Raw genomic sequence first — 23,084 nt, 5'->3', positions numbered from 1 at the left:
GACAAAGAGGCTTTCTAAAAAGTTAATGTTTTGTCAATCTGAACTCGTTTCAGATTCTAAAACAATTTAAAGATCAGCTTATTGAGATTCTGAAATAAATTCAGAATGACAGATTCTCATACTTTTCAGACAACCTCTTTTTTTAAGTTATAAACTTAATAGACTTAATCCTCACCAAAGTCAATAAAATCTTCACCAAAACGAATAATACCGTTTGTAACATGAATTTTTATTTGGTTAGGATTGTCTTCCTCACCAATAACCATCATTTTAGAATGCTCTTTTTTTCTGCTTGGAGGAATCTCCGTGATTAGTTTAGCCCAATAATGCACTGTATTGTAGCCATACGTTTCGATGAAGTATTCTGATTTTTCAGGAAAAAACAAATTGATTTCAGAATAATCTGATGCCATCTGGAATTCTCTGAAGTTTTGAGAAAAATTATGGAACCAAAACTTACTATTAAAATCTACTATCCTAACCTTTTCAGCTATTTCACCAACTTTAATATTGCTAAACTCGGTATCAACATCTACTTTTTTTAACTGTGCTACTTGTACCTCATCAACATGTGTAAATTTATAATTTCCTCCTTCTAAAAAATTTGCTCTAAAACTTCCATTTACTACATCAAAAACATTGAATGGGTTTTGAATATTCTGAAACTTCAATTTTGTAGTTCTGGCATTAACAATCAGTTGGTTATTTATATCATTCTTAAAAATTAGGTTAGAATTTTCTGCCATTACTCGAAGCTTAATTTCTGAGGGTAATTTTATAGAAAACTTTGTTCTTAAAATCTTTACATTTTTGGTGTTGATTTTTTTCTTGTTTCCTTTCTTATCTACTTCTCGTAAATTCTTTAAATACTCTTTTAGGCTCTTCCCTCTTGAGCTACTGTTTATGTCCAAAAAATACTGCTTAGACTTTCTAAAGACTCGGTTAGATTTTTCCTTGAAATTTATAAAATCACCTTCAAACTCAATTCCATAAAGTGCCTCAAGACTATAAGACACATCATTCTTTGCTTCACTACCACTTGTTTTAAATTCCAAAACACCATCTTTTATTATTGCTTCGATTTTAATCTCGTTAAGTTTACTTTCTACCTCCTTTTTTGAATAGTTTTCAAATTCTAATGTGTAATCAAAATGTACTTTATCATCTTCTGATTCTGAAAACTCTACATACGTGCCATTCAGATGGAGGTAAACAGACGCTAAATCTGTTGTATCATAGCTTTTCTTGAAAATTTCATTTACTTGTGTGTTACCTATTGCTGATGTGATGAGCATCAATAGTAATACTTTAAATTGATTTTTCATACTGTTCGTTATTTTGATTTAAAATTTTAATGTGTTCTTGGATATCTTTAAGTATCTGAGATCGTGTTTGCAGATTATCTATTAAGAGTTCTACGATTTCAATATTATTAGGATTGGCTCTAAATTGAATTGAAATATTCTTATAATCTGCATCTAACTCATCTAGTTTTTTCTTGAAACGCGCTACCAAAACCTCATCATCTGCTAAGGCTATAAAATTTTGCCACTCGGTTTTTATTTCTTCTAAATACTCAGCTTCTACTGCTTCGACTTGCGCTATAAATGGCGAAATATTTTCTGTTGGTTGTTTAGTGAATAATGCAAAACCAATGGTTAGCGCTACAACTACTACAGCTACAGCTCCTATCCATGTATATCTTTTATTTTTAGATTGTTTTTGTTTATTTAACTTATCCAAAAACTCAGCTCTATGATTATCTGGAAGTGTTTTTAAGTCCTCTTCCTCCTTAAATAAATTTCTAATATCTTGCTTCATTATACTTAGGCTTTAAGAATTCTTGTAATTTTAGTTTGCCACGTCTTAAGTGCGTTCTAGAGGTTTTTATCGGAATCTCTAATATCTCTGAAATTTCTGCATGATCGTACCCTTCTATGAGATAAAGCTTTATCACTATTTTGTGCTTTTCGTTGAGTTGCTCAATGGCATTGAGAATGTCTTTTTTACTGACATTGATATTAAAATTCCAATCGTCTTCATTGGTTATTTGTAGTTCTGAAACTTCAACATCAAAAAATTCAATTTGCCTTTTCTTTAAAACATCTAAACATTGATTGATTACAATACGCTTTAACCACGCTCCAAACGTTGCTTCTGGTTTGTAATTATTTAGGTTTATAAATGCTTTTAAAAATCCTTCTTGCATAGCGTCTTTTGCATCTTCTTCATTATTAAGATACCGACTAGCCACTGTAAACATAGCATTGCAATACGTATCGTATAGTTGCATCTGTGCAATTTGATTGCCTTTTTTACAGGCTTTAATTAAGGATTCTGTTTGCTTTTGCATTTAGTTAGTTAGCGTCTTTGTATTTAAAAACGAAGAAAAATGATAAGGGTTTCAAATTTTAATCAAAAAAGTAAAAATTAATTGAATATAATTAACTTTAGACTTAAATAACACCAACTAAAGAGCCATGAGTCAAGATTATAACAATCCTGCGTTTAAAAAATTGCTTCAAAAATTACAGGAAGAAAGCTGGCAATTAGAGTTACTTATTTCTGGTTTTGCCATATTTGGTTTGTTTACGGCATTTCCTCATATAAATATTGCAGTAAAGGCTGCACAGAATGATGGTAAAATCTATTCATGGATTATATTATCCGTTGCTTTGGTTTCTTGTGCTATTTTAATTTTCAACTTACTACTTCATGTTGTTTTACGAGGACTTTGGATTGGTGCTTTGGGATTGCGATATGTTTCTGGTGATATTGATTATGAAGAATTAAAATACAGCCCAAAATTTACAAGGTATCTAAAAAAGAAAGTTGGCTCTTTTGACAGATATATTGCAAGGTTAGAGAACTATTGTAGTGTAATCTTTGCAATTTCATTTCTTTTAATTTTTTATGTCCTAGCCTTTACGTTTACAATTTTATCTATTGTTTTAGTCGTAAAATTATTTCTAGATAATGATACAATTAATGAAACACTTGGTTTATGGATTGGTGTACCGCTTCTAATTTTTATAGTGCTAGGTATGCTATTCACCTTTATAGATTTTGTTACTCAAGGGTGGCTCAAAAAAAAGAAATGGATAAGCAAAATTTACTTTCCCATCTACTGGATATATAGCAGAATCACCTTAGCGTTTTTATATCGTCCTTTGGTTTATAACTTTTTAGACAATAAATTCGGGAGACGCATTAGTCTTTCCCTTGTTCCTATTTATATTTTAATCTTGGTTGGCACAAGTGTGAGGTATAATACATCTAACTACTTTAATATAGACTTATACTCTAGCAGTAATATTACAGACAATCGACATTATGAAGACTTATTAGAAGATGATGATTTTATTGATGAAGTAGCCATTTCGTCTAAAGTAGTTACTAATACCTTTTTAAAGGTTTTTTTGGTCTTTGATGATGATATTGATGACTATATCTTTTCTTACAATAAAAGTTTAAAACCAGAAAAGGACATGAGAGGTTTGGATACTGATATTGTAATATCAAATAACATTTCTTGGAGAAAAAGAGACAGTATCAGATCAGCCTATATCAAAACACTTAATGACGTTTTTACCATAAAAATTGACACAACTTACCATGACAGTGAGTTTGTACTGAGCAAAAGCAGTAAAAGGCAAAAAGGTTTTGAAAATTACATTGGTATTAAAAACCTTAATGAAGGCAAACATATCTTAAGAGTAATAAGAAAACGAATTAGAGAAAAAGACACACAAAGGGTGGTTTATGCTACAATTCCGTTTTGGTACTACCCAGATTAATACGATAATTTTTGATTAAAATACTGCTTTAATAACGGAATTTGTATGGCAATCATTACAGCTAACAATACCGTTGCATACATTAAAGTATTTGAAAAATCTACAGATAAATTATTGAGTAAATCAAACGATACATCTGGTAAATTATAACGGTCTGTAAGGCTTGAAGAATCACTAGATTTATTTAAAACAATATTGACAATTAAGGCCACAAAACCCAAACCTAACAACCACCAAACATATTTAGGAATTAGTGGTTTATAAGCAATTGTTTTAGTTTCTGAAAGTGCTTCAATTTTAGACATTACTCCTTCAGTAAAATTTGTTGGAGCAGTTTCTAAACTATCATTAGCCATCAACTTATTGATTAAATCCTCTATTCTTTTATCTTCATTTTCCATCTTTCAAGCTGTTTTGGGTTGAAAATACTGTTCTAAAATTACGGCTAACTTTTTTCTGGCTCTAAAAAGCTTCACTTTAACCGTATTGCCTTCAATATTTATAATTTTTGATATTTCATCTAAAGATAATTCTTCAAAATAAAATAACGTTAAAATAGCACTACTATCTTCTGGTAATTTATTGATACATTTCTTTATTAAATCGCTTTTTTCCTCTTTAATAATGTTGTCTAAAGCATTATCGATAGTATCTAATTTATTAAAAGTAGACTCATCTATAGCAACATTATTTAGATGCTTTTTGTTCTTCTTAATAGTATCTAAACAGGTATTATAAGCTACTCTGTAAATCCATGTAGAGAATTTTGAATCTCCTTTAAAGTTATCTAAAGATTTAAACACCTTTATAAACGTATCTTGCGCTACCTCTTCTGCTTCTTCTCTATGCTTCAACATGCGCAATGCTAATGTATACACCAAGTCCTTATAACGATCTACTAATTGCGCATAAGCCTTAGTATCGCCATTTTTAATAGCTGCAATTAATATGTTTTCGTCGTTGGTGGTCATTTTTAAGTTAAGACGACGGTTTGTTTCATTAGGTTACAATTAGATTGAAAAAAAATTTTTAATAAAAAGTGTAACCTAAAAGTTTAGCTTGTCGTCATAAGCTAAGAATCAATTAAAATTAATCATTTATCGATGCTTTTTTACGCATCAATTAAAAAACAAACATTATGGACGAAGAAATATTAATACCAATTAGTCTTTTTGCTGCAATTTTTGGAATGGTATACTTATACTTTTCTACCAGAAACAAAGAGCGTCTTGCACTTATAGAAAAAGGAGCAGATGCCAGTATCTTTAATATTGGTAAACGCTCTGGCTCAGCCTGGAAAGTGGTTGTTATCAACATTGCTTTTCTACTTATGGGTATTGGGTTAGGACTTTTTATTGCCAATGTACTAGAGAGTACAACGAATTTAGATGATGATGTAATCTATCCTGCAATTACCTTTATAATGGCTGGACTAGGACTTTATGTAGGCTACACACAAACAAAAAAAGCTTTAGACGAATAATAAAAAAGTCTAATCAACTAAAAAAGCAAACGCTTCTTCCTATTTATATGGAGGAAGCGTTTTTTTATACAATTCATTTAATTATTTGTCATGCTGAATTTATTTCAGCATCTTTATAATCTATGAGTTCCAAGTTTTATATAACCTTATTTTCTATCGTTTTAGGATGCTACGTAAGCTTTTCTCAAATCAAAGTCTTAGATAGCATTTCGCAATCACCTGTTAGCTATGCAACCATATCTTTTGGTAATGGTCAAGGCATTTTTGCAGATGATGATGGTGTGTTTTATTTTACAAAAAAACTATATCCAGATGTAGACTCGCTACATATATCGGCCATTGGTTTTAAAAACCTCAACATTGCTGCAGAAAATTTACCCAACCAATTATTATTACAGCCTCAAGCAGATGCTTTAGATGAAGTAGTGCTTAGCACTAATCTTAATCGAAAATTTAAAGAAGAAACTTTAAAACCTTATCTCGATGATGATTATTACAACTGTTGGCTACCAACTATAGAATCTGAGATTGCAGTATATTTTTCTAAATCTTCAGAGCAAGATCAAAAGCTTACCAGTGTTACATTTCCTATTGCTTTAGAGTCTAAAGATTGGAACAAGCGAAAACGTGTCAATAGCGATAAAAAGAAATTTTCAACCTTATTTAAAGTACAATTTTATGCCAATGACAATGGCAAACCTGGTAATGTACTCACTTATGAAACCATTGTTTTTAGAGCAACAGAAAAAAATGGAGATGCCTATGAACTCAATGTAGAAGACTATGATATTTACATTCCTAAAAATGGTTTTTTTGTATCTATTCAAGTGATGGGCTACACCGATAAAGAAGGAAAACTTTTGCCAAACAAAAAGTACAAGGAAATTAAAACTAAAAACGGTATAGTAAAAATCCCAACTAATTTTAGACCACTTTTACCATTTACTGATGAAATTGAGAGTAAAAACACCTACATAAAACGCATATTTATAAGTGGTAATAATTGGGTGAAGTTTGAAGAAGGCAACGGTTTTAAATCTAGCTTACTCGACAAAAATCTTTTTAATTACGGCATTGGTATAACCTATAAAACATTTAAAGATGAATAACCCAATTGGACTATACATTATGGCTGGCATGTATATTTTGGCAGGCCTTATGCACTTTGTAAAACCCAAAATGTATATGCGTATTATGCCAAGATACTTACCAAACCACAAATTTCTTGTGCTACTGAGTGGTATTGCCGAAATTGTTTTAGGAGCAGCTTTGCTATTCTCAGAAACCAAAGCTTTTGCCATTTATGGTATCATAGCAATGCTAGTTGTATTTCTGTTAGTTCATTTTTATATGCTATCTGGTGAAAAAGCTTCCGCAGGCATCCCAAAATGGATATTAATTTTAAGAATTCCACTACAATTTTTCTTAATGTATTGGGCTTGGATTTATTTGAGTTAAACTGTGCATGAATAAAAATTTTCTTAAAAATTATTCCTTAAAGCTCAAATATATCCTGCCAACTTACTTTATAGTTGTGTTTGGAACACTAGCCATAGCTTTGGCTTTTAGGTGGTTGTTTTCAATAAACTTTAGTTTATTAATCATTAAGGAGGAATACTACAAGTTTTGGATTCCGATAATATTGCCTTGGATACCTATAACCATTTGGCTAAGACCAAAGTTAAGAATACTAAAATTTAAAAAGCAAAACAGAGATAGCGTTGGTCATCAGTTTATTGTTTGGTTAACAATGTTTGCTATGCTAAGTATTTCTAATCATTACTTAACAGAATCAACTGCAAAATTCGAAGCCTTATCATCCATAGAAAATCTGAAAGAGGGAAGATATATTTCCGTAGAAGACTTTCAGTTAAATAAAAGTCTATTTGGTGTTGAAAGAAAATTTGATGTAAGTGGGAAATATGGTCAATACTTTAATATCGATCTCTTTTTTGTTTATCCTCTGAAGACAGATGTAGCATTAAAATACTGGTATGGAAAAAAATATCACTTACAAATAAGCAATAATCTTAGTGAACATGAGAAAGAACAACGTTTTAGGTCTTTTTATAAAACATCTATAAAAAGCTTCAAAACTCATAACTATCTGGAGGCCTCATATTATGAAGTTCTGCAAGTTTCTACTGATAAAGATGCCTTCTTGGAAGCTATAGAAACTACGGATTCTTATATTCCTGAAGAATTAATAATTATTGAACCCAAAAGAGGAACTTACTCTGATGATAATAGCACAACATTGGCATGGATTTTTGGAGCATTTGGTATTGGTTTTCTAATATTTCTTTTTACTTTAATATTTCCTGGATATAACAGATTAGTACATCAAAGACAACTGAAAGGTATAAAGCCTAAGTCTGATGAATTGATAGAGATGCTTCAATTTCTTATACCAAGAGACAGTCATTACATAACCTCTATTATCATTATTTTAAACCTCTTGGTTTTTCTAATTATGGTTTTCTCTGGAATAAGTATTCTGTCTCCATCAGCTACTGAGTTATTAGATTTTGGTGGTAACAGAAGGTTTGAAGTCTTAAATGGCGAATGGTGGAGATTATTTACAAGCATGTTCATACATGCTGGCTTAATGCATATTGTTCTTAATATTTTTGGTTTAGTTTTAGGTTCCATATTTATTGAACCTGTATTTGGAAAAATAAAATTTCTTGCTATTTATTTACTCTCAGGAATTTGCGCGAGTATAACAAGTATTTGGTGGCACGATAATACAGTAAGCATTGGAGCTTCTGGTGCTATTTTTGGAGTTTTTGGAGCTCTTTTAGGTTTACTTTTAACTAACGCAATGTCATCCGAAAGTAAAAAAAGCATATTTAATATGCTTGGTATTTATGTTGGTATAAGTCTATTAACAGGTTTAGCTGGTTCAATTGATAATGCAGCACACATAGGTGGATTAATATCTGGAGCTATACTTGGATTAGTAATTTACTTTTTAGATCCTGAATCAATCAAAGAACGAATTGACTAAATCACCTACTCCACCTCAAAATCAAAATAAGTCTTTGGGAAAGGTTCCCAACGCAAGGTAAAATGCCACCACTCTTTAGGATAATTTCTAAAATTGTGTTTTAACATTACACGTTGTAGTATCTGACGATTCTTTTTCTGTTGCTCTGTAATATTAGGATAGTCTACCCAAGACTGTTCACCAAAAAAATCAAAAGGACTTCCCATATCTAAGGGTTTACCTGTATTGCCATCTATAACCGTAAGATCTATAGTACTGCCTCTGCTATGTCCAGACTTTGAAGCAATGTAACCAGCCTTGAATAAATTTCGTTTTTTTACATTTGGATAAAAAACAGACTTATTCAGAGTATCATTCAAAACTCTTGCCCAACGCACAAAATGATTAACAGCACGCTGTGGTCTGTAACCATCATGAACTAATAAGCACAAATTCTGTTCTTGCAACTCATCTTGTACTAACTTTAGCTTTTCAGCAGCAGCTCTGGTAAGTATAAGTTTATTAGAATTATATCCATCAATAGTATCACCTACAAAGTTGTTTGTGGTGTAATATTTTAACTCTACATCCAGATCTGGTACTACAGACTTAACGTACACAAACCCTTCTGGTAACTCTTGTTTCTGGTAAAAACCAAAGCACAAAAGACCCAAAGCAATTATTGATATGAGAATTTTATTTTTCATGACGATGCACTAATTTAGAGAAAAATTATGCTATGGACTTGTTTTCTGAAGAGAAACAACATTTTATTTTACCCAATGCAGAGCTTATCTATGTACCAGATTTTTTCAATACTCAGGAAGCAAGCAACTATTTTAGAATTATAAAAGACCAAACCAACTGGCAACACGATGATATTACAGTTTTTGGAAAAACGTATAAACAGCCTAGATTAACAGCACTTTTTGGAGAAACAAACCAAACCTACAGTTACTCTAACATAACTATGCATCCTGAAGCTTTTACTGAAGACCTATTAGATATTAAATCTAAGGTTGAAAAATTCTCAGATGAAAAATTCAATACGTTGTTAATCAATTTGTATCGTGATGGTAGTGACAGTAACGGTTGGCACGCAGATAACGAAAAAGAATTAGGTATAAACCCTATTATTGCTTCAGTGAGTTTTGGTGAAGAACGACCATTTCACTTTAAACATAGAACTATTAAGAGTGAACGACATAAACTCATTTTAGCACACGGTAGTTTACTACTAATGAAAGGCGAAATGCAACACTATTGGCTGCATCAGATTGCAAAAACAAAAAGGAACATTGAACCTAGAATAAATCTTACCTTCAGAAAATTGGTAACCTTATAAAAATAAAAAACCGGGTTCCCTCAAACCCGGTTTTTCTAATTTGCTTTTTTATTATGATAGTAGATTTAGGGTCTCTAAGTCAACATAACATAATGCAAATATTAATTAATTAATCCATTGAACTAAAAACTAAATTTTAGTACACTTCAAATATATAATTAGGTTTTAATTTTGTCGCTTAAAAACACTATTAATCGATGAAATGCATTTAATTTTAACATTTAAAGACAAAAACATGCATTTCGTCGATAAAATGCACACTTGTAAAAAATAAAATTGTATGGAAAATTATAATAAAAGTTCTCTAAAAAAGTTGAAAAACTATACTTAGAAAGTATTATCAACTACCTTTACTGTATAAATAAACCGATATGAAATATTATTTATTAGTCCTTAGCTTTTTATTGGCTTCGTTATCTTTTAGTCAAGAACCTAGATTTAAAATAGAAGACCTAACTATAACAAAATGGGTTGACGGTACTTTATTAACTCCAATAGATGTGGATAAACCTAGTTTAGTAATAATTATTGCTGGCTCTGGTCCTACAGACCGTAATGGAAACCAAAATTTTCTTAAAAATAACTCTTTAAAGAAACTCGCCGAAAGCATATCTAATAAAGGTATTGCAAGCTTTAGATACGATAAACGCATTGTAAAACAAATAAGAAAAGGAGATGTAGATAAAGACATAATGTTTGATGACTTTGTAAGTGATGCCGAAGGTGTTATTAATTATTTTAAAGAAAAAGAAGCATATTCAAAAATCTATGTTATTGGTCATAGTCAAGGAAGTTTAGTAGGTATGATTGCAGCAAAAGAAAACGCTGATGGCTTTATTTCGTTGGCTGGTGCAGGTCAAAACATTGGAGATGTTATTGTAGATCAGGTTACAAAAATGGCACCTAAACTCGGTGAAGAAGCCCAAAAAGTAGTGGACAAATTAAAAAAAGGAGAAACCACTACAGAGTATCCGCAAGCATTAGCTTCGGTTTTTAGTTTAGACTTACAACCATTTATGATTAACTGGATGCAATACAATCCTACTGAAATTATTAGCGAATTAAAGATTCCTGTGCTTATTGTTAATGGCACAAAAGATCTTCAAGTATCAGAGGAAGAAGCACAATTATTAAAAGATGCTAATGAAGATGCCGAATTAAAAATTATTGAAAACATGAATCATGTCTTCTTCGAAATTAAAGGTGATGATTTAGAAAACTCAAAATCTTACAATGAAGCTTTTAGATCAATTTCTACAGAACTTGTTGATGCTATTGTTGCTTTTATAAACGCTTAAAATCTACTCTAAATATTGTAAAATCAAAAAAAAGCATCTCAAAAATGAGATGCTTTTTTACTAACTAACCAACCAAAATGTAATGTCACGATTTTGTAGTGTTGTTACGATTGTAACTCTCGCTGTAACCATTACACCTAGTATATAACAAACCGCATGCCAAACTCTATTTTTTATTTTTTTTCATAAATATTGTAACAATTATTTGGAAGCAGACACTAATCTTATATATCTTTATGATATCATTTTAATATCATATTGATTTTAATGATTAACCAATTAAATTTTTTAACATGAAAGAAGAAAAAATCATCGTCCCTGCAAATGGCTACTTTATGCTATTTCTGTTTTTATTAGTATTTTTTGGAAGCATAGCTACTATGATTACTTTAAAAACACCTTGGCCAATTATTACTATTGTATTATCGTTGGTTATGGCATTTGGTTTTGTCATGGTACAGCCAAATGGATCTAGAGTATTACTATTATTTGGTAAGTACGTTGGTACTATTAAAAAGAATGGTTTCTATTGGGTAAACCCTTTTTATACCAAAAAGAAAATCTCTCTAAGAGCAAGCAACTTTGATAGTGAGCGTCTTAAGGTAAACGACAAACTTGGAAATCCTGTAATGATTAGTACTATTCTGGTATGGCGCGTACAAGACACTTACAAAGCGGCTTTTGATGTAGACAACTACGAAAACTTTGTGCGAGTACAAACGGATGCTGCAGTACGTAAGTTAGCAAGTATGTACCCTTACGATAATTTTGCTGATGAAGGACATGATGAAGACATTACCCTTCGCTCTAGTGTAAACGAAGTTAGTGAAGCTTTAGAAAAAGAAATTGATGAGCGCTTATCCATTGCTGGAATTGAAGTTTTAGAAGCAAGAATTGGCTACCTGGCTTATGCACAAGAAATTGCAAATGCTATGCTAAAGCGTCAGCAAGCAACAGCAATTGTGGCTGCCAGACATAAGATTGTACAAGGTGCTGTAAGTATGGTAGAAATGGCAATTGAAGAACTAAACAAAAATGAAATTGTTGAGCTAGATGAAGAACGTAAAGCTGCAATGGTAAGTAATCTTATGGTCGTACTTTGTGGAGACAAAGAGGCTGCTCCTGTAGTTAATACCGGAACTTTAAGTCATTAAGCATGAAAGAATATAAAGTTATAAAGCCAAAACTAGGTTGGAAAAACCATACGGATCGATTAGAAGAAATTCTAAACAAGTACGCAAAAGAAGGTTGGAGATTGGCAGAGATTACACCAAACCAACATATGATATCGTTTATAGTTTTTGAACGTGACAAGAATAGATAATGCGAATTTTTAAAGAAGAACAACGATTTAACCAAACATGGATTATTGTACTCATTGCTGTGAGTGCAATAGTTCCTTTGTTTGTTATTACAAGAGAATATCTAGATAATCCATCGTCTTTTTCAACTTTAGAATTTATAGGTAGTCTAGCTATTATTCTTGTTGCTTCTTGTTTTATTTTCGTTTTTAAATTGCATACTCGGATTGATGAAGATGGTATTCGTTATAAATTTTTTCCGTTTCAATTAAAATTTAAATTATTACCATGGAATGAAATAAAAACTGCCAATGTTAGAACTTACGATGCTATTACAGAGTTTGGTGGTTGGGGACTAAAAGGTGGTGCACTATGGAATAAATCTAAAGGAAGAGCCATCAATGTATCTGGAGATATTGGCATACAACTCCAACTAAAAAACGGTAAAAAGTTATTAATTGGCACTCAGAAAAAAGAAGAAGCCATACGAGTATTAGAAGCTTACAAAACAAAATTAAATACTGATGTCTAAGAAAAAAGCCTTTGCATTACGAATAAATGAAGATATGCTAAAAGCCATTGAAAAATGGGCAGCAGATGAGTTTCGTAGTACCAACGGACAAATAGAATGGATGCTAATGCAGCATCTAAAAGAACACAACAGACAACCCAAAAAGAAAGATAAACCTGATGAAGAAAAGTGATTGGAAACAGTCACTTTTTTATTGCCCTTTATTTTGGTATTTTGCACGAAACTAATAACCCTAACTATGGACAACACTCCTCTTTTTACTAACGATACAATTGTATTTGGTCTCCTAATGCTTGCTTTAGGTTTAGTCTTTATCACAGAATCTATAAAAACTGGTTTTTGGGCAAAATTCTATAAAATAGTACCAGGCTTATTTATGGCTTACATGCTTCCTGCTGTTTTAACAACAACAGGACTTATTGCACCTGAATGGACTACAGTTTCTGAAACTGGTGCAAAAATAGAACACAGCTCTAATTTATATTACGTTGCCAGTCGCTATTTATTACCTGCTGCTCTAGTATTAATGACTTTAAGTATAGACTTAAAAGCTGTTTTTAATTTGGGTTGGAAAGCACTTGCCATGTTCTTTACTGGAACAATAGGTATTGTTATTGGAGGACCAATTGCTATTTTATTAATCTCACTAGTTTCTCCAGAAACTGTTGGTGGAGTAGGTCCAGATGCTGTTTGGAGAGGACTCTCTACTTTGGCTGGAAGTTGGATTGGTGGTGGAGCCAACCAAACAGCCATGTTAGAAATTTATGGTTATAATCAAAAACTATATGGAGGTATGGTTTTCGTTGATATTGTTGTTGCCAACATCTGGATGGCTATCATTCTATTTGGTATTGGTAAACGCAATGGCATTAATAAGTGGCTAAAAGCCGATACATCTTCCATAGAAAGTTTAAAAGAAAAGGTGACTCAGTTTTCTGAAAAAGTTAAACGAAACCCTTCACTTACTGACCTTATGATTATTGTTGCTATCGCTTTTGGAACCGTTAGTGTTGCTCATTTATGTGCTGGATATTTAGCTCCATTTTTTAAAGGTGTAGTAAGTAATATTCAATCTGAAACGACTAGAAATGTATTTACATTCTTAGATTCCTCATTCTTCTGGATGATTAGTATTGCAACGCTTATTGCAATTCTTCTTTCCTTTACTAAAGCTAAAAATTATGAAGGTGCTGGAGCCAGTAAATTTGGTAGTGTATTTATCTATATTCTTGTGGCAACCATTGGTATGAAAATGGATCTAACTTTAATCTTTGATAATCTTGGACTAATTGCTATAGGTGTTGTTTGGATGACAATCCATGCACTATTATTAATTCTTGTGGCGAAACTAATTAAAGCACCTTACTTTTTCTTAGCAGTCGGTAGCCAAGCCAATGTTGGTGGTGCTGCTTCTGCTCCAATTGTAGCATCTGCTTTTCATCCTTCTTTAGCTACTGTTGGTGTTTTGCTTGCTGTTTTTGGCTATGCTGTAGGGACCATTGCTGCAATTGGTTGTACAATTTTAATGCAATTAGCTGCAGGAGGCTAGTATATTTAATTTCAAAATATGATATTTGCGCACCTAAAAATTTAATCTAAACATGACTAATTTATATAAAACACTAAGCCTTTTTACTTTACTATTACTTGTTGTGTCTTGCGGAAGTGATAATGATACTAACTTCACTTTAAAAGGAACTATTAAAGGATTAAAAAAAGGTGTTGTTTATCTCCAAAAAGAAGGTGACTCAACCATTGTAAACCTTGATTCTATGTCTATTTCGGGCCAACCAGAATTTACATTGAAAACAAATATAGAAGAGCCTATACTACTCTATCTTAAATTATTTAAGAACGATGGTGAAGAGCATTATATACCGTTTTTTGCCGACAAAGGTGTTACTGAAATAAAAACTACATTAAAGAATTTTAATTACGATGCAGAAATTAATGGTTCAGAACAGCAAGATTTACTCAACGAATACACTAATATAATGTCTAGATTTAATGATCAGAATTTAGACTTAATAGAAGCTAATTTCTTGGCGCAAAAAGCTAATGATAGTATAGCTGTAGATTCATTAAACAAAGCTTCTGAAACGTTGTTTAAACGCAAATATTCTTATACTATTCAGTTTGCACTAAACCACAAGGATAATATCATAGCACCTTATTTAGCTTTATATGAAATTCCTTCTGCAAATCCTGTTTATATAGATTCTGTATATAATAATTTAACCGAAAACATTAAAAATTCATTTTACGGTAAAAAACTGGGTGAAATTATTGCCGAAAGAAGCTCTAAATAGAAATAAATAATCTGTTATAATCAAAAAGCTCTAATTAATAATTAGAGCTTTTTGATTTTATATTCTTAAAAAAAATCTAATACATATATTGAGAATTTAATCTTGTAAAACAAAAAACCCTAACTACGAAAATCGTAATTAGAGTTTCAATTTTAGAGCCGATGGAGGGACTCGAACCCACGACCTGCTGATTACAAATCAGCTGCTCTAGCCAGCTGAGCTACATCGGCAAAGCGGTCGCAAAATTAAACCTAAAATTCAATTTTGCAAATACTTTTATTTTAATTTATTAATTCTTTCAATTAATGCTCTACCTTTAGATTCAAGGTCGTTGTTAATTGCTTTAAAATGAGCCTTTGCGTTCTCTACGCCTCTATCATTTACACGAGCAATTAATTCGTCAAAAGATGCAATTGCCTCATCAATAATAGCTTCACTCTCCTTAGTCGGCTTTTCTGAATTTTCTAATTCCCAGTAATAAACTGCTTCAATAATATCACCAAAAACGTAATTGATATCTTTTTTTAAATCTCTCTTATTTGCCATAATAATCTATGTTAATTTGCGTACAAAGGTACGGAATACTTGAATTATTTTCATACTTTTTTAAACGTAAACTTCGAGCAGTTTAGCACTATGACTGTTTAATTTAAAATGTTTAACTGATGCAGGAATTAAAATAGTTTCTCCTTTTGAGATTATCTCTTTTGAATCCTCCGCCACAACTTCTACTTTTCCATCAACGCACATGTAGATTAGAAATGAATCATGGATATTTTTCTTTTCTAAATTTGAATCTAAATCGATAAAATTTGTCGTAAAAAAAGGACAACTTATCATTTTATTAGAGACATTCTTTTCTCTACTATAATTAACTCTGAAATCATCTTTTAAATCAAATTTAAAAGCATCTATAGCTATATCATTATGCAATTCGCGTTCGTTACCATGATCGTCAACTCTATCCCAATCATAAACTCTATAAGTAACGTCACTTGTTTGTTGTATTTCAGCAAGTAATACGCCTGCTCCAATAGCATGTACTCGACCTGCTTCAATAAAATAAGTATCACCAGCTTTTACGTTATCGAAATTTAAAATTTCGGTTAGCGTCTTTTCTTCAAGATGCTTTAAGTAGGTTTTATCATTCATCTTTTGGTTAAACCCTACAATGAGATTAGCATCTTTGTCTGCTTGCATTACGTACCACATTTCAGTTTTTCCAAAGGAATTATGACGCTCTTTTGCAAGATCATCATCAGGATGCAATTGAATACTTAAATCTTGTTTGGCATCAATAAACTTAATTAATAATGGAAAATCATTACCAAACCTCTCATAGTTCTTCTCGCCTATTAATTCTCCTCTATATAGCTCTAATAAATCCTGTAGGTTTTGAGTTTTAAACTCACCATTTACAACCTCAGAGATATCTCCTGGCACAGTACTAATTTCCCAACTTTCTCCTAATTGATTAGAATCAGATGGTTTATTAAACTGTTCTGTTAGCTTGGTACCTCCCCAAATTTTATCTTTTAATATGGGTTTAAATTTTAAAGGATAAAGTTTATTCTTCATTAATTATTCTCCTGAATAGGTTACAAAATTACGTGGTGTTTCGTACAGTGTAATTTCTAAGTGAAATTTAGGGTCTAATTTGGCTTTTACTTTATTATAGATAACCACAGCAATATTTTCGGCAGTTGGATTTAAGTCTTTAAATTCTGGAACTTCAACATTTAAATTCTTATGATCAAAAGCATCTTCTACTTCAGATTTAATAATATCTTTTAAAATCTTTACATCTATAACATAGCCTGTTTCAGGATCTATTTCACCTGTTACACTAGCAATAAGTTCGTAATTATGACCATGAAAGTTAGGATTATTGCACAAACCAAAAACAGCATCGTTTTTTTCAAAGCTCCAATCTTTTCTGTAAAGTCTATGTGCTGCGTTAAAATGTGCTTTTCTGTGTACTGTTACTTTCATGATTTTTTTACGTTTATAAATTCATAAAATTTATCAAAAATAATTTTAAACCAAGCTGTATATTTCTCAGGATGTGATGCTATATCAACTTTGACATCTTCTAAATTCATCCATTTCCAATCGGCAACTTCATCTTCATTAATATTTGGCTCATCGTTGTAATATCCAATCATAACATGATCGTACTCGTGCTCTGTTAATCCATTGTCAAAAGGTGCTTTATAAATAAATGAGGTTGTCTCTTCCAATTCAGTTACAAATCCCATTTCCTCTTGTAATCGTCTTTTCCCAGCTTCTAAATTAGTTTCTCCGTCTCGTTGATGACTGCAGCAAGTATTCGTCCATAAACCTGGTGAATGGTATTTATGCAATGCGCGTTGCTGAAGCATTAATTTGTTATTATCATTAAAAACAAATACTGAAAAAGCTCTATGAAGTAATGCTTTTTCGTGTGCTTCCATTTTTGGCATTAAGCCAATTTTATTATCGTTTTCATCTACAAGGATGACTTGTTCTTCTATCATAAAGCAAAATTAACTCCTAAAGGTCTAAAAACGGTAAAGGATTTCATAAAAAATAGCCGTTTAATTACTTAAACGGCTATTTTTTATTTCTATATCCTTGAAGTCTTACTCCTAATCGTCACAAGATTTACCATTTATACTTGTAATAATAAACTCACTACGTCTGTTAAGTTGGTGTTCTTCTTCAGAACAACTAGATTCGTTTGTAGGCTCGCAACCACAATCATTAACAAGTTGCGATTCTCCATAACCCTTAGCTGTTAAACGCTCTGCAGCGATACCATTATCTATTAGATATTGACGTGTAGATTTTGCTCTTCTATCAGATAATTTTTCGTTATAATCTGCAGGTCCTCTACAATCTGTATGCGAACGAATATCTATATTCATTGTTGGGTACTTATTCAATACCGCTAATACTTTCTGTAATTCAATTTCTGCATCGTATCTTATGTTTGACTTATCGAAATCAAAATAAATAATTGGAATATCTAAAATCTTAGCTAAATCATCGCAAGGATTGATTTCTTGTACATCTTTTTCTAAGAGTAATTGCAATTGTAATTCTTGCTTTTTCTTTGGAGTAGTAAAACGTTTTTCATCAGAGATGTAAGTCTCTTTCTCACCTCTGATAAGATATTCCATTTCACAATCTAGCTCAAACTCAAAAGCTGCATCTTCACCAACCGTTTTGCGTTCTATTTCTTTTCCTTCACCATCAAATAAAATAACTGTAGCATCAGGAATAAGTTCGTCTGTCTTACTATCTTGAACAGTACCAAATACTAATTGCTCACATTCTGGTACTTCAAACGTATAGATATCATCGCTACCTTTACCTCCTTCTCTGTTTGAACTAAAATAGACACGCTTAGTAACTAAATTCTCGTAATAACCAAAATCATCTGCAGAACTATTTACTGGTTTTCCAACATTTTCAATTGGAAAATTTCTATTAGAACCACCTTCAACTTTTTGGTCTAATTCTTCAGATTTGAAAACATCTAAGCCACCTAATCCTGGAAAACCTGTTGAGGAAAAGAATAGATTACCACTTGTATCCATAAATGGAAATGATTCTTGTCCTTCTGTATTTATTGACGGTCCTAAGTTTTCTGGTTTACCAAGTGTACCATCATCATTTACATCTACTACAAAAATATCAGACTGTCCAAATGTACCTGGCATATCTGAAGCAAAATATAAACGTGTTCCTGTCAAATTTAATGTTGGGTGCGCAACACTGTAATCTTCACTGTTAAAATGTACTTTGTGAATTTCGTCCCAAGTACCATCTTCACTCAAAGTTGCCCTATACAATTGCAATCTATTAACTCCTGTTTCATCTTCTTTATACTTTAATCTATAAAAGTTATTTCTTGTAAAGAACATATATTTTCCGTTTGGTGAAAATACTGCACTAGACTCGTGATACTTTGTATTTACTTTACCTTCGATTGCTTTAGCCCCTCCAAATCCACTTTCGGTTTTCTCTGCAGAATACAAATCTAAATATGGCTCTTCGTTCCAACGATATTTACGACCACCTCCTCTAGCTGAGGCAAATACAATTCCGTTTTCATATTCCGTAGTACCAAAATCTGAAAGTTCTGTATTAATCTCTAAATTATGAGGCTCAATATCATCTCTACTCAACTCTTCAATGTTAGATTTATAATCCACTTTAGAAAGAAAAGCCCTTCCTCTCATATCATCTGGTTTGAGCTCATTGAATTTTTTCATCCACTTATCTGATTCTTTGTAGTCTTCTATTCCCTTAAGAGCCATAGCATATCTAAAATAGTATTCAGGGTCAATCACATCGTTCATAGTAAATAATTCACCATACCATTTAGCAGCGTTTTCCATATCATTTCTAAAGTAATAGGAATTTGCTAACTTCTGAAAAAGCTCTGCAGACTTATAGCCTTTATTCGCTACTTCGAGAAGGACTTCACTTGTTTTTACATAGGCAAAATCTTTGTAGTCATCCTCAACACTTTTTATTTTACCGTTTTGAGCAAAGGCAGATAAAGCAAACATACCTGCACAAACTAAACTTATATATCTTGAAATTGTTCTCATAGTCTTATTTTTAGAAGAAACGTGGTGATAAAATTCTACCTAATCGCTTAACTTCAAATCTTAAAGTTATTTCGTGAGTTCCGCTATTATAGTTATTTAATCCTGTTGTAGTTAAATCATAGCCGTAACCAATGAACATTCCTGGTGTAGCTTGAAAACCTACAAGTGCACTAACAGAATCATCCCATCTATAAGCTAGACCAACAGTTAAATTCTTTTTATACCAAAAGTTTGCCGATACATCTGCAATAATAGGTGCTCCTGAAACCGCTTTTACCAAGAAAGCAGGTTTCAATTCTAGTGTTTCACTTAGGTTGAACACATAACCACCTATAGCATAAAAATGCATTTTCTCTGTTGCCTTTGACTCTTGAAAATCATCATAATGGTCTGTCTCTAAAAAGTTAGGGACTGCAAGTCCTAAATACCATTTTCTGGTGTGCATGTATAATCCTGCTCCAACAGTTGGTGATATTAAATTTACATTTTCATTAAACACATTATCTGGATCTCGATAACGTCCTTTACTCCAATCTAAATCTAACATGTGTAAACCTCCTTTTACGCCAAATGATAATTTCAAATCATTAGCATTTAAAGGAATGGTATATGAGAAATTAGCATCAATAAAATTCTCTCTAGCTGGTCCTAATGCATCACTTACAATATTTAGTCCTAAACCTATACGCTCATTACGTAATGGTGAATGAATACCCAAAGATTGTGTCTGTGGTGCGCCATCAATACCTACCCATTGAGATCTATGCAAACCTACAACACTCAGCGTTTCTCTCTGGCCAGCATAAGCTGGATTTACACTCAACGTATTGTACATGTAATGCGTGTACTGAGGGTCTTGCTGCGCATTTAAATCAGTTGCTAATAGTGTAGTAAACACCATTAAAATTAAACTTGCTTTTGATAATATACGTATCATCTTTCTGTCTTTTTTCTATAGTTGTTTACTTATCTATTTATATATAACCATCCTACTCTTGGTTCTGATCCATCACCTAAATCAAGGACATAGTAGTATGTTCCTACAGGTAACTCATCAGATTGTCCCATCACTGCTCTTCCATTTGTAGTACCACTCCAATCGTTGAGATATCCTCTCTTAGAATAAACTACATTACCCCATCTATTGTATACCTCTAACTTATTATTAGGGAATCGCTCTAGACAATCAATAATAAAGGTCTCATTCACACCATCACCATTCGGTGAGAATTCATTATAGATGGTTAAACATATTGGATCTACAGACGCTGTTCCTTCATCGTTTACAGGATCTATATCTATACCGCCATCAGCACTATTAACAAATGCTGTATTTGCATAGTCACCAAAGCCTAGTACTTCCACTGTTATTTCTAAAATTTCAACTTGATCAGGATCTAACTGCCCAACTGTCCATTCACCATCAAACTCTGAATATGTTCCTGCTGTAGTTATTGCTGATACAAATACATAACCTGTTGGTATTTGTTCGCTGATAACGACGTTAGTTGCAGTAACATTTCCAATATTAGCTACTTCAATAGTGAAGACAACTTCATCTCCAACTACAGGTCGAATTTCATCAACAACTTTAGTAACTTCTAAATCAAAGATTGAATTAACAGGTGTAACTGTTGGATCATCTGGTTCACCATCACCGTTATCATCATTATCATTAGTATCGTTAGGGTCATCACTTGTATCTCTTACATCATCTGTTGGATCGCCTAAATCTCCACCTGGACTCTCAGCTGTTACGTTAGCAGAATTTATTACAAATCCTGTATCTAAATCAACTTGAGTAATCTCATATGTCGCAGTAAATGTTGTACTGTCAACTTCACCTGGAAGCAACTGTGCAATAGGTCCACCAACTAGATTTATACCTGGTAATAAATCTTCAACTTCAATATTAGTTAGTGTAACATTACCTGTATTTTCAACAACAAATACATAAGAAATTATATCTCCTAGACTACCTGCAATACCATCACCATTTGTATCTTCAAGTGGTAATGTTGTCTTAATAAGACTTATCATTGGTACTTGAATTATTTCAGTATTAGTTACATCATCTTCTGTATTACCATCTGTATCATCCCCATCATCACTATCATCAGACACACTACCGCCTAAAGGATCTGTTCCATTAGCAACAGCTTGATTAGTAACAATTCCTGCATCGATATCAGCTTGAGTTAATGCATAAGTTGCTGTGTAAACTATCGTTCCTGAACCTACAACCATATCTTCTAGATCTGCTTCACCATCTTCATCATTACCGCCACTCACATAAGCTGGTGTTGGTAATACTCCTGTTCCTGTGAAGTCTGTAGCGTCCTCTGTAACGTTTATATCAAATAATGTTACATTTCCTGTGTTTGTAACAGTGTATGTGTATGTGATAATATCACCAACATCAGCAACTCCATCTGATCCAGTATCTAAACTACTTGTCTTCTCAATATCCATACTTGGAGATTGTGGAATACTAGTATCTGTTGGATCGTCCGTACTTGTTGGATCCGTTGGATCATCACTATCATCACTAACTCCACCACCTAATGGGTCTGTACCCATAGCTACAGCTTGGTTAGTTACTATACCAGCATCAATATCCTCTTGGGTTAATGCATAAGTTGCTGTGTAAACTATCGTTCCTGAACCTACAATCATATCCTCAAGATCAGCTTCACCATCTTCATCACTACCTCCACTCACATAAGTTGGTGTTGGTAATACTCCTGTTCCTGTGAAGTCTGCAGCATCCTCCGTTACATTAACATCGAAAACTGTAACATTACCTGTATTAGTTACTGTATAGTTATAAGTGATTACATCACCTATTGTTGCTATACCATCAGCACCTAAGTCCAAATTGCTAGTTTTTTCTATAGATAATGTTGGTAATTGTGGAATTACAGTATCTGTCGGATCATCATTACTTGTTGGATCTGTTGGATCATCACTATCATCAGTAACACCATCACCTAAAGGACCTGTTCCACTAGCAACAGCTTGGTTAGTTACTATACCAGCATCAATATCCTCTTGGGTTAATGCATAAGTTGCTGTGTAAACTATCGTTCCTGAACCTACAATCATATCCTCGAGATCAGCTTCACCATCTTCATCACTACCACCACTCACATAAGCTGGTGTTGGTAATACTCCTGTTCCCGTGAAGTCTGCAGCGTCCTCTGTAACACTTATATCAAAAATTGTAACATTACCTATGTTAGTAACTGTGTATGTATATGTTATAATATCGCCAACAGTTGCCATACCATCCGCACCTAAATCTAAACTACTAGTTTTTTCAATAGCTAACATTGGATCTTGAGATATAACTGTTTCTGTTGGATCGTCTTCCGTGTTGCCGTCCGTGTCATCTCCATCATCACTCGTGTCATCGACATTGGTGTCTGC

The 23,084-nt window shown here is 32.5% G+C and carries 26 protein-coding genes and 1 tRNA gene; 13 read left to right on the top strand and 14 right to left on the bottom strand.

The features are described 5' to 3' along the window. Positions 1 to 164: 164 nt before the first annotated feature. From V1468_RS06200 to V1468_RS06190, 3 genes are read right to left on the bottom strand one after another with little or no spacing between them, the layout of a single operon-like run. Complete coding sequence (locus tag V1468_RS06200) at positions 165 to 1,325, bottom strand: hypothetical protein (RefSeq protein WP_331809373.1); 1,161 nt, start codon at positions 1,323 to 1,325, stop codon at positions 165 to 167. Next, on the bottom strand, positions 1,309 to 1,821 hold the full coding sequence (locus tag V1468_RS06195; RefSeq protein ID WP_331809372.1) for a hypothetical protein: 513 nt from the start codon (positions 1,819 to 1,821) through the stop codon (positions 1,309 to 1,311). Before V1468_RS06195 ends, V1468_RS06200 begins: the two co-directional genes overlap by 17 nt. Further along, positions 1,805 to 2,353 carry an RNA polymerase sigma factor gene (locus V1468_RS06190; protein WP_331809371.1) on the bottom strand — a complete coding sequence of 183 codons (549 nt, stop codon included), beginning with the start codon at positions 2,351 to 2,353 and terminating at the stop codon, positions 1,805 to 1,807. The genes V1468_RS06195 and V1468_RS06190 overlap by 17 nt, the downstream gene beginning before the upstream one ends. A gap of 127 nt (positions 2,354 to 2,480) precedes the next feature. On the opposite strand from V1468_RS06190, the gene V1468_RS06185 reads away from it, so the two are divergent. Continuing rightward, positions 2,481 to 3,797 (top strand): hypothetical protein, encoded by a 1,317-nt coding sequence (locus V1468_RS06185; RefSeq protein ID WP_331809370.1) that lies wholly within the window; start codon positions 2,481 to 2,483, stop codon positions 3,795 to 3,797. Here V1468_RS06185 and V1468_RS06180 read toward each other — a convergent pair. Both V1468_RS06180 and V1468_RS06175 read right to left on the bottom strand, forming a co-directional pair. After that, complete coding sequence (locus V1468_RS06180; RefSeq protein WP_331809369.1) at positions 3,794 to 4,198, bottom strand: hypothetical protein; 405 nt, start codon at positions 4,196 to 4,198, stop codon at positions 3,794 to 3,796. The genes V1468_RS06185 and V1468_RS06180 overlap by 4 nt on opposite strands. A 3-nt stretch (positions 4,199 to 4,201) precedes the next feature. Then, positions 4,202 to 4,768 carry an RNA polymerase sigma factor gene (locus tag V1468_RS06175; protein WP_331809368.1) on the bottom strand — a complete coding sequence of 189 codons (567 nt, stop codon included), beginning with the start codon at positions 4,766 to 4,768 and terminating at the stop codon, positions 4,202 to 4,204. A 167-nt stretch (positions 4,769 to 4,935) separates the two neighbouring features. Here V1468_RS06175 and V1468_RS06170 point away from each other — a divergent pair, with 167 nt between their 5' ends. The 4 genes from V1468_RS06170 (at position 4,936) to V1468_RS06155 (ending at position 8,290) form a co-directional block, all read left to right on the top strand. Continuing rightward, entirely contained in the window at positions 4,936 to 5,280 is a 345-nt protein-coding gene (locus V1468_RS06170) for a DUF6249 domain-containing protein (protein WP_331809367.1), read from the top strand. Between the two features lie 122 nt (positions 5,281 to 5,402). Then, positions 5,403 to 6,389, top strand: a complete 987-nt coding sequence (locus V1468_RS06165) for a peptidase associated/transthyretin-like domain-containing protein (protein WP_331809366.1) — start codon at positions 5,403 to 5,405, stop codon at positions 6,387 to 6,389. Continuing rightward, positions 6,382 to 6,738, top strand: a complete 357-nt coding sequence (locus tag V1468_RS06160) for a DoxX family protein (RefSeq protein ID WP_331809365.1) — start codon at positions 6,382 to 6,384, stop codon at positions 6,736 to 6,738. Before V1468_RS06165 ends, V1468_RS06160 begins: the two co-directional genes overlap by 8 nt. A gap of 7 nt (positions 6,739 to 6,745) precedes the next feature. Continuing rightward, positions 6,746 to 8,290 carry a rhomboid family intramembrane serine protease gene (locus V1468_RS06155; protein ID WP_331809364.1) on the top strand — a complete coding sequence of 515 codons (1,545 nt, stop codon included), beginning with the start codon at positions 6,746 to 6,748 and terminating at the stop codon, positions 8,288 to 8,290. A 5-nt stretch (positions 8,291 to 8,295) separates the two neighbouring features. On the opposite strand, the gene V1468_RS06150 is transcribed toward V1468_RS06155, so the two are convergent. After that, positions 8,296 to 8,976: a M15 family metallopeptidase gene (locus V1468_RS06150; protein WP_331809363.1), complete on the bottom strand. Its 681-nt coding sequence runs from the start codon at positions 8,974 to 8,976 to the stop codon at positions 8,296 to 8,298. 32 nt (positions 8,977 to 9,008) lie between these two features. Here V1468_RS06150 and V1468_RS06145 point away from each other — a divergent pair, with 32 nt between their 5' ends. The 8 genes from V1468_RS06145 to V1468_RS06110 all read left to right on the top strand — a co-directional run bounded on the left by V1468_RS06145 (position 9,009) and on the right by V1468_RS06110 (position 15,054). Further along, on the top strand, positions 9,009 to 9,614 hold the full coding sequence (locus V1468_RS06145) for an alpha-ketoglutarate-dependent dioxygenase AlkB family protein (protein WP_331809362.1): 606 nt from the start codon (positions 9,009 to 9,011) through the stop codon (positions 9,612 to 9,614). Positions 9,615 to 9,985: 371 nt separating this feature from the next. Beyond that, entirely contained in the window at positions 9,986 to 10,912 is a 927-nt protein-coding gene (locus V1468_RS06140) for an alpha/beta hydrolase (RefSeq protein ID WP_331809361.1), read from the top strand. A gap of 293 nt (positions 10,913 to 11,205) precedes the next feature. Further along, positions 11,206 to 12,066: an SPFH domain-containing protein gene (locus V1468_RS06135; RefSeq protein WP_243472563.1), complete on the top strand. Its 861-nt coding sequence runs from the start codon at positions 11,206 to 11,208 to the stop codon at positions 12,064 to 12,066. 2 nt (positions 12,067 to 12,068) lie between these two features. Further along, on the top strand, positions 12,069 to 12,236 hold the full coding sequence (locus V1468_RS06130; protein ID WP_243472564.1) for a DUF4177 domain-containing protein: 168 nt from the start codon (positions 12,069 to 12,071) through the stop codon (positions 12,234 to 12,236). Next, on the top strand, positions 12,236 to 12,745 hold the full coding sequence (locus V1468_RS06125) for a hypothetical protein (RefSeq protein ID WP_331809360.1): 510 nt from the start codon (positions 12,236 to 12,238) through the stop codon (positions 12,743 to 12,745). Before V1468_RS06130 ends, V1468_RS06125 begins: the two co-directional genes overlap by 1 nt. After that, a complete protein-coding gene (locus V1468_RS06120) occupies positions 12,738 to 12,917 on the top strand; it encodes an Arc family DNA binding domain-containing protein (protein ID WP_076617084.1) in 180 nt (59 codons plus the stop codon). Before V1468_RS06125 ends, V1468_RS06120 begins: the two co-directional genes overlap by 8 nt. A gap of 66 nt (positions 12,918 to 12,983) precedes the next feature. Beyond that, entirely contained in the window at positions 12,984 to 14,294 is a 1,311-nt protein-coding gene (locus V1468_RS06115) for a DUF819 family protein (RefSeq protein ID WP_331809359.1), read from the top strand. A gap of 52 nt (positions 14,295 to 14,346) precedes the next feature. Further along, positions 14,347 to 15,054: a DUF4369 domain-containing protein gene (locus V1468_RS06110; protein ID WP_331809358.1), complete on the top strand. Its 708-nt coding sequence runs from the start codon at positions 14,347 to 14,349 to the stop codon at positions 15,052 to 15,054. Positions 15,055 to 15,210: 156 nt separating this feature from the next. Here V1468_RS06110 and V1468_RS06105 read toward each other — a convergent pair. From V1468_RS06105 to V1468_RS06070, 8 genes are all read right to left on the bottom strand, one after another. After that, positions 15,211 to 15,284 (bottom strand) — tRNA-Thr (locus V1468_RS06105). A 46-nt stretch (positions 15,285 to 15,330) separates the two neighbouring features. Further along, the gene (locus V1468_RS06100) at positions 15,331 to 15,600 is read right to left on the bottom strand and encodes a hypothetical protein (RefSeq protein ID WP_331809357.1); all 270 of its coding nucleotides are present in this window, start codon (positions 15,598 to 15,600) and stop codon (positions 15,331 to 15,333) included. 60 nt (positions 15,601 to 15,660) lie between these two features. Next, positions 15,661 to 16,632 (bottom strand): type I phosphomannose isomerase catalytic subunit, encoded by a 972-nt coding sequence (locus V1468_RS06095; protein ID WP_331809356.1) that lies wholly within the window; start codon positions 16,630 to 16,632, stop codon positions 15,661 to 15,663. A gap of 3 nt (positions 16,633 to 16,635) precedes the next feature. Beyond that, positions 16,636 to 17,046, bottom strand: coding sequence for a 6-pyruvoyl trahydropterin synthase family protein (locus V1468_RS06090; protein WP_331809355.1), 411 nt, complete (start codon positions 17,044 to 17,046; stop codon positions 16,636 to 16,638). After that, positions 17,043 to 17,570: an isopentenyl-diphosphate Delta-isomerase gene (gene idi / locus V1468_RS06085; RefSeq protein ID WP_331809354.1), complete on the bottom strand. Its 528-nt coding sequence runs from the start codon at positions 17,568 to 17,570 to the stop codon at positions 17,043 to 17,045. The genes V1468_RS06090 and idi overlap by 4 nt, the downstream gene beginning before the upstream one ends. A gap of 111 nt (positions 17,571 to 17,681) precedes the next feature. After that, on the bottom strand, positions 17,682 to 19,655 hold the full coding sequence (locus V1468_RS06080) for an OmpA family protein (protein ID WP_331809353.1): 1,974 nt from the start codon (positions 19,653 to 19,655) through the stop codon (positions 17,682 to 17,684). 10 nt (positions 19,656 to 19,665) lie between these two features. Beyond that, on the bottom strand, positions 19,666 to 20,592 hold the full coding sequence (locus V1468_RS06075; protein ID WP_331809352.1) for a PorP/SprF family type IX secretion system membrane protein: 927 nt from the start codon (positions 20,590 to 20,592) through the stop codon (positions 19,666 to 19,668). 29 nt (positions 20,593 to 20,621) lie between these two features. Continuing rightward, on the bottom strand, positions 20,622 to 23,084 hold a 2,463-nt coding region (locus V1468_RS06070), incomplete at its 5' end, for a DUF7507 domain-containing protein (RefSeq protein ID WP_331809351.1).

It is taken from the genome of Winogradskyella poriferorum, assembly GCF_036553625.1.
Lineage (GTDB): Bacteria > Bacteroidota > Bacteroidia > Flavobacteriales > Flavobacteriaceae > Winogradskyella > Winogradskyella poriferorum.
The sequence above is the reverse complement of the archived record's forward strand: the minus strand, read 5'-3'. Positions and strand labels throughout refer to the sequence as shown.

Coding starts and splice junctions, on each gene's coding strand:
- V1468_RS06175 (WP_331809368.1), bottom strand. CDS start 4,768: ATGACCACCAACGACGAAAACATATTAATTGCAGCTATTAAAAATGGC.
- V1468_RS06145 (WP_331809362.1), top strand. CDS start 9,009: ATGGACTTGTTTTCTGAAGAGAAACAACATTTTATTTTACCCAATGCA.
- V1468_RS06180 (WP_331809369.1), bottom strand. CDS start 4,198: ATGGAAAATGAAGATAAAAGAATAGAGGATTTAATCAATAAGTTGATG.
- V1468_RS06190 (WP_331809371.1), bottom strand. CDS start 2,353: ATGCAAAAGCAAACAGAATCCTTAATTAAAGCCTGTAAAAAAGGCAAT.
- V1468_RS06185 (WP_331809370.1), top strand. CDS start 2,481: ATGAGTCAAGATTATAACAATCCTGCGTTTAAAAAATTGCTTCAAAAA.
- V1468_RS06130 (WP_243472564.1), top strand. CDS start 12,069: ATGAAAGAATATAAAGTTATAAAGCCAAAACTAGGTTGGAAAAACCAT.
- V1468_RS06100 (WP_331809357.1), bottom strand. CDS start 15,600: ATGGCAAATAAGAGAGATTTAAAAAAAGATATCAATTACGTTTTTGGT.
- V1468_RS06090 (WP_331809355.1), bottom strand. CDS start 17,046: ATGAAAGTAACAGTACACAGAAAAGCACATTTTAACGCAGCACATAGA.
- V1468_RS06075 (WP_331809352.1), bottom strand. CDS start 20,592: ATGATACGTATATTATCAAAAGCAAGTTTAATTTTAATGGTGTTTACT.
- V1468_RS06170 (WP_331809367.1), top strand. CDS start 4,936: ATGGACGAAGAAATATTAATACCAATTAGTCTTTTTGCTGCAATTTTT.
- V1468_RS06125 (WP_331809360.1), top strand. CDS start 12,236: ATGCGAATTTTTAAAGAAGAACAACGATTTAACCAAACATGGATTATT.
- V1468_RS06140 (WP_331809361.1), top strand. CDS start 9,986: ATGAAATATTATTTATTAGTCCTTAGCTTTTTATTGGCTTCGTTATCT.
- V1468_RS06115 (WP_331809359.1), top strand. CDS start 12,984: ATGGACAACACTCCTCTTTTTACTAACGATACAATTGTATTTGGTCTC.
- V1468_RS06120 (WP_076617084.1), top strand. CDS start 12,738: ATGTCTAAGAAAAAAGCCTTTGCATTACGAATAAATGAAGATATGCTA.
- V1468_RS06135 (WP_243472563.1), top strand. CDS start 11,206: ATGAAAGAAGAAAAAATCATCGTCCCTGCAAATGGCTACTTTATGCTA.
- V1468_RS06155 (WP_331809364.1), top strand. CDS start 6,746: ATGAATAAAAATTTTCTTAAAAATTATTCCTTAAAGCTCAAATATATC.
- V1468_RS06195 (WP_331809372.1), bottom strand. CDS start 1,821: ATGAAGCAAGATATTAGAAATTTATTTAAGGAGGAAGAGGACTTAAAA.
- V1468_RS06165 (WP_331809366.1), top strand. CDS start 5,403: ATGAGTTCCAAGTTTTATATAACCTTATTTTCTATCGTTTTAGGATGC.
- V1468_RS06080 (WP_331809353.1), bottom strand. CDS start 19,655: ATGAGAACAATTTCAAGATATATAAGTTTAGTTTGTGCAGGTATGTTT.
- V1468_RS06200 (WP_331809373.1), bottom strand. CDS start 1,325: ATGAAAAATCAATTTAAAGTATTACTATTGATGCTCATCACATCAGCA.
- V1468_RS06150 (WP_331809363.1), bottom strand. CDS start 8,976: ATGAAAAATAAAATTCTCATATCAATAATTGCTTTGGGTCTTTTGTGC.
- V1468_RS06160 (WP_331809365.1), top strand. CDS start 6,382: ATGAATAACCCAATTGGACTATACATTATGGCTGGCATGTATATTTTG.
- V1468_RS06095 (WP_331809356.1), bottom strand. CDS start 16,632: ATGAAGAATAAACTTTATCCTTTAAAATTTAAACCCATATTAAAAGAT.
- V1468_RS06110 (WP_331809358.1), top strand. CDS start 14,347: ATGACTAATTTATATAAAACACTAAGCCTTTTTACTTTACTATTACTT.
- idi (WP_331809354.1), bottom strand. CDS start 17,570: ATGATAGAAGAACAAGTCATCCTTGTAGATGAAAACGATAATAAAATT.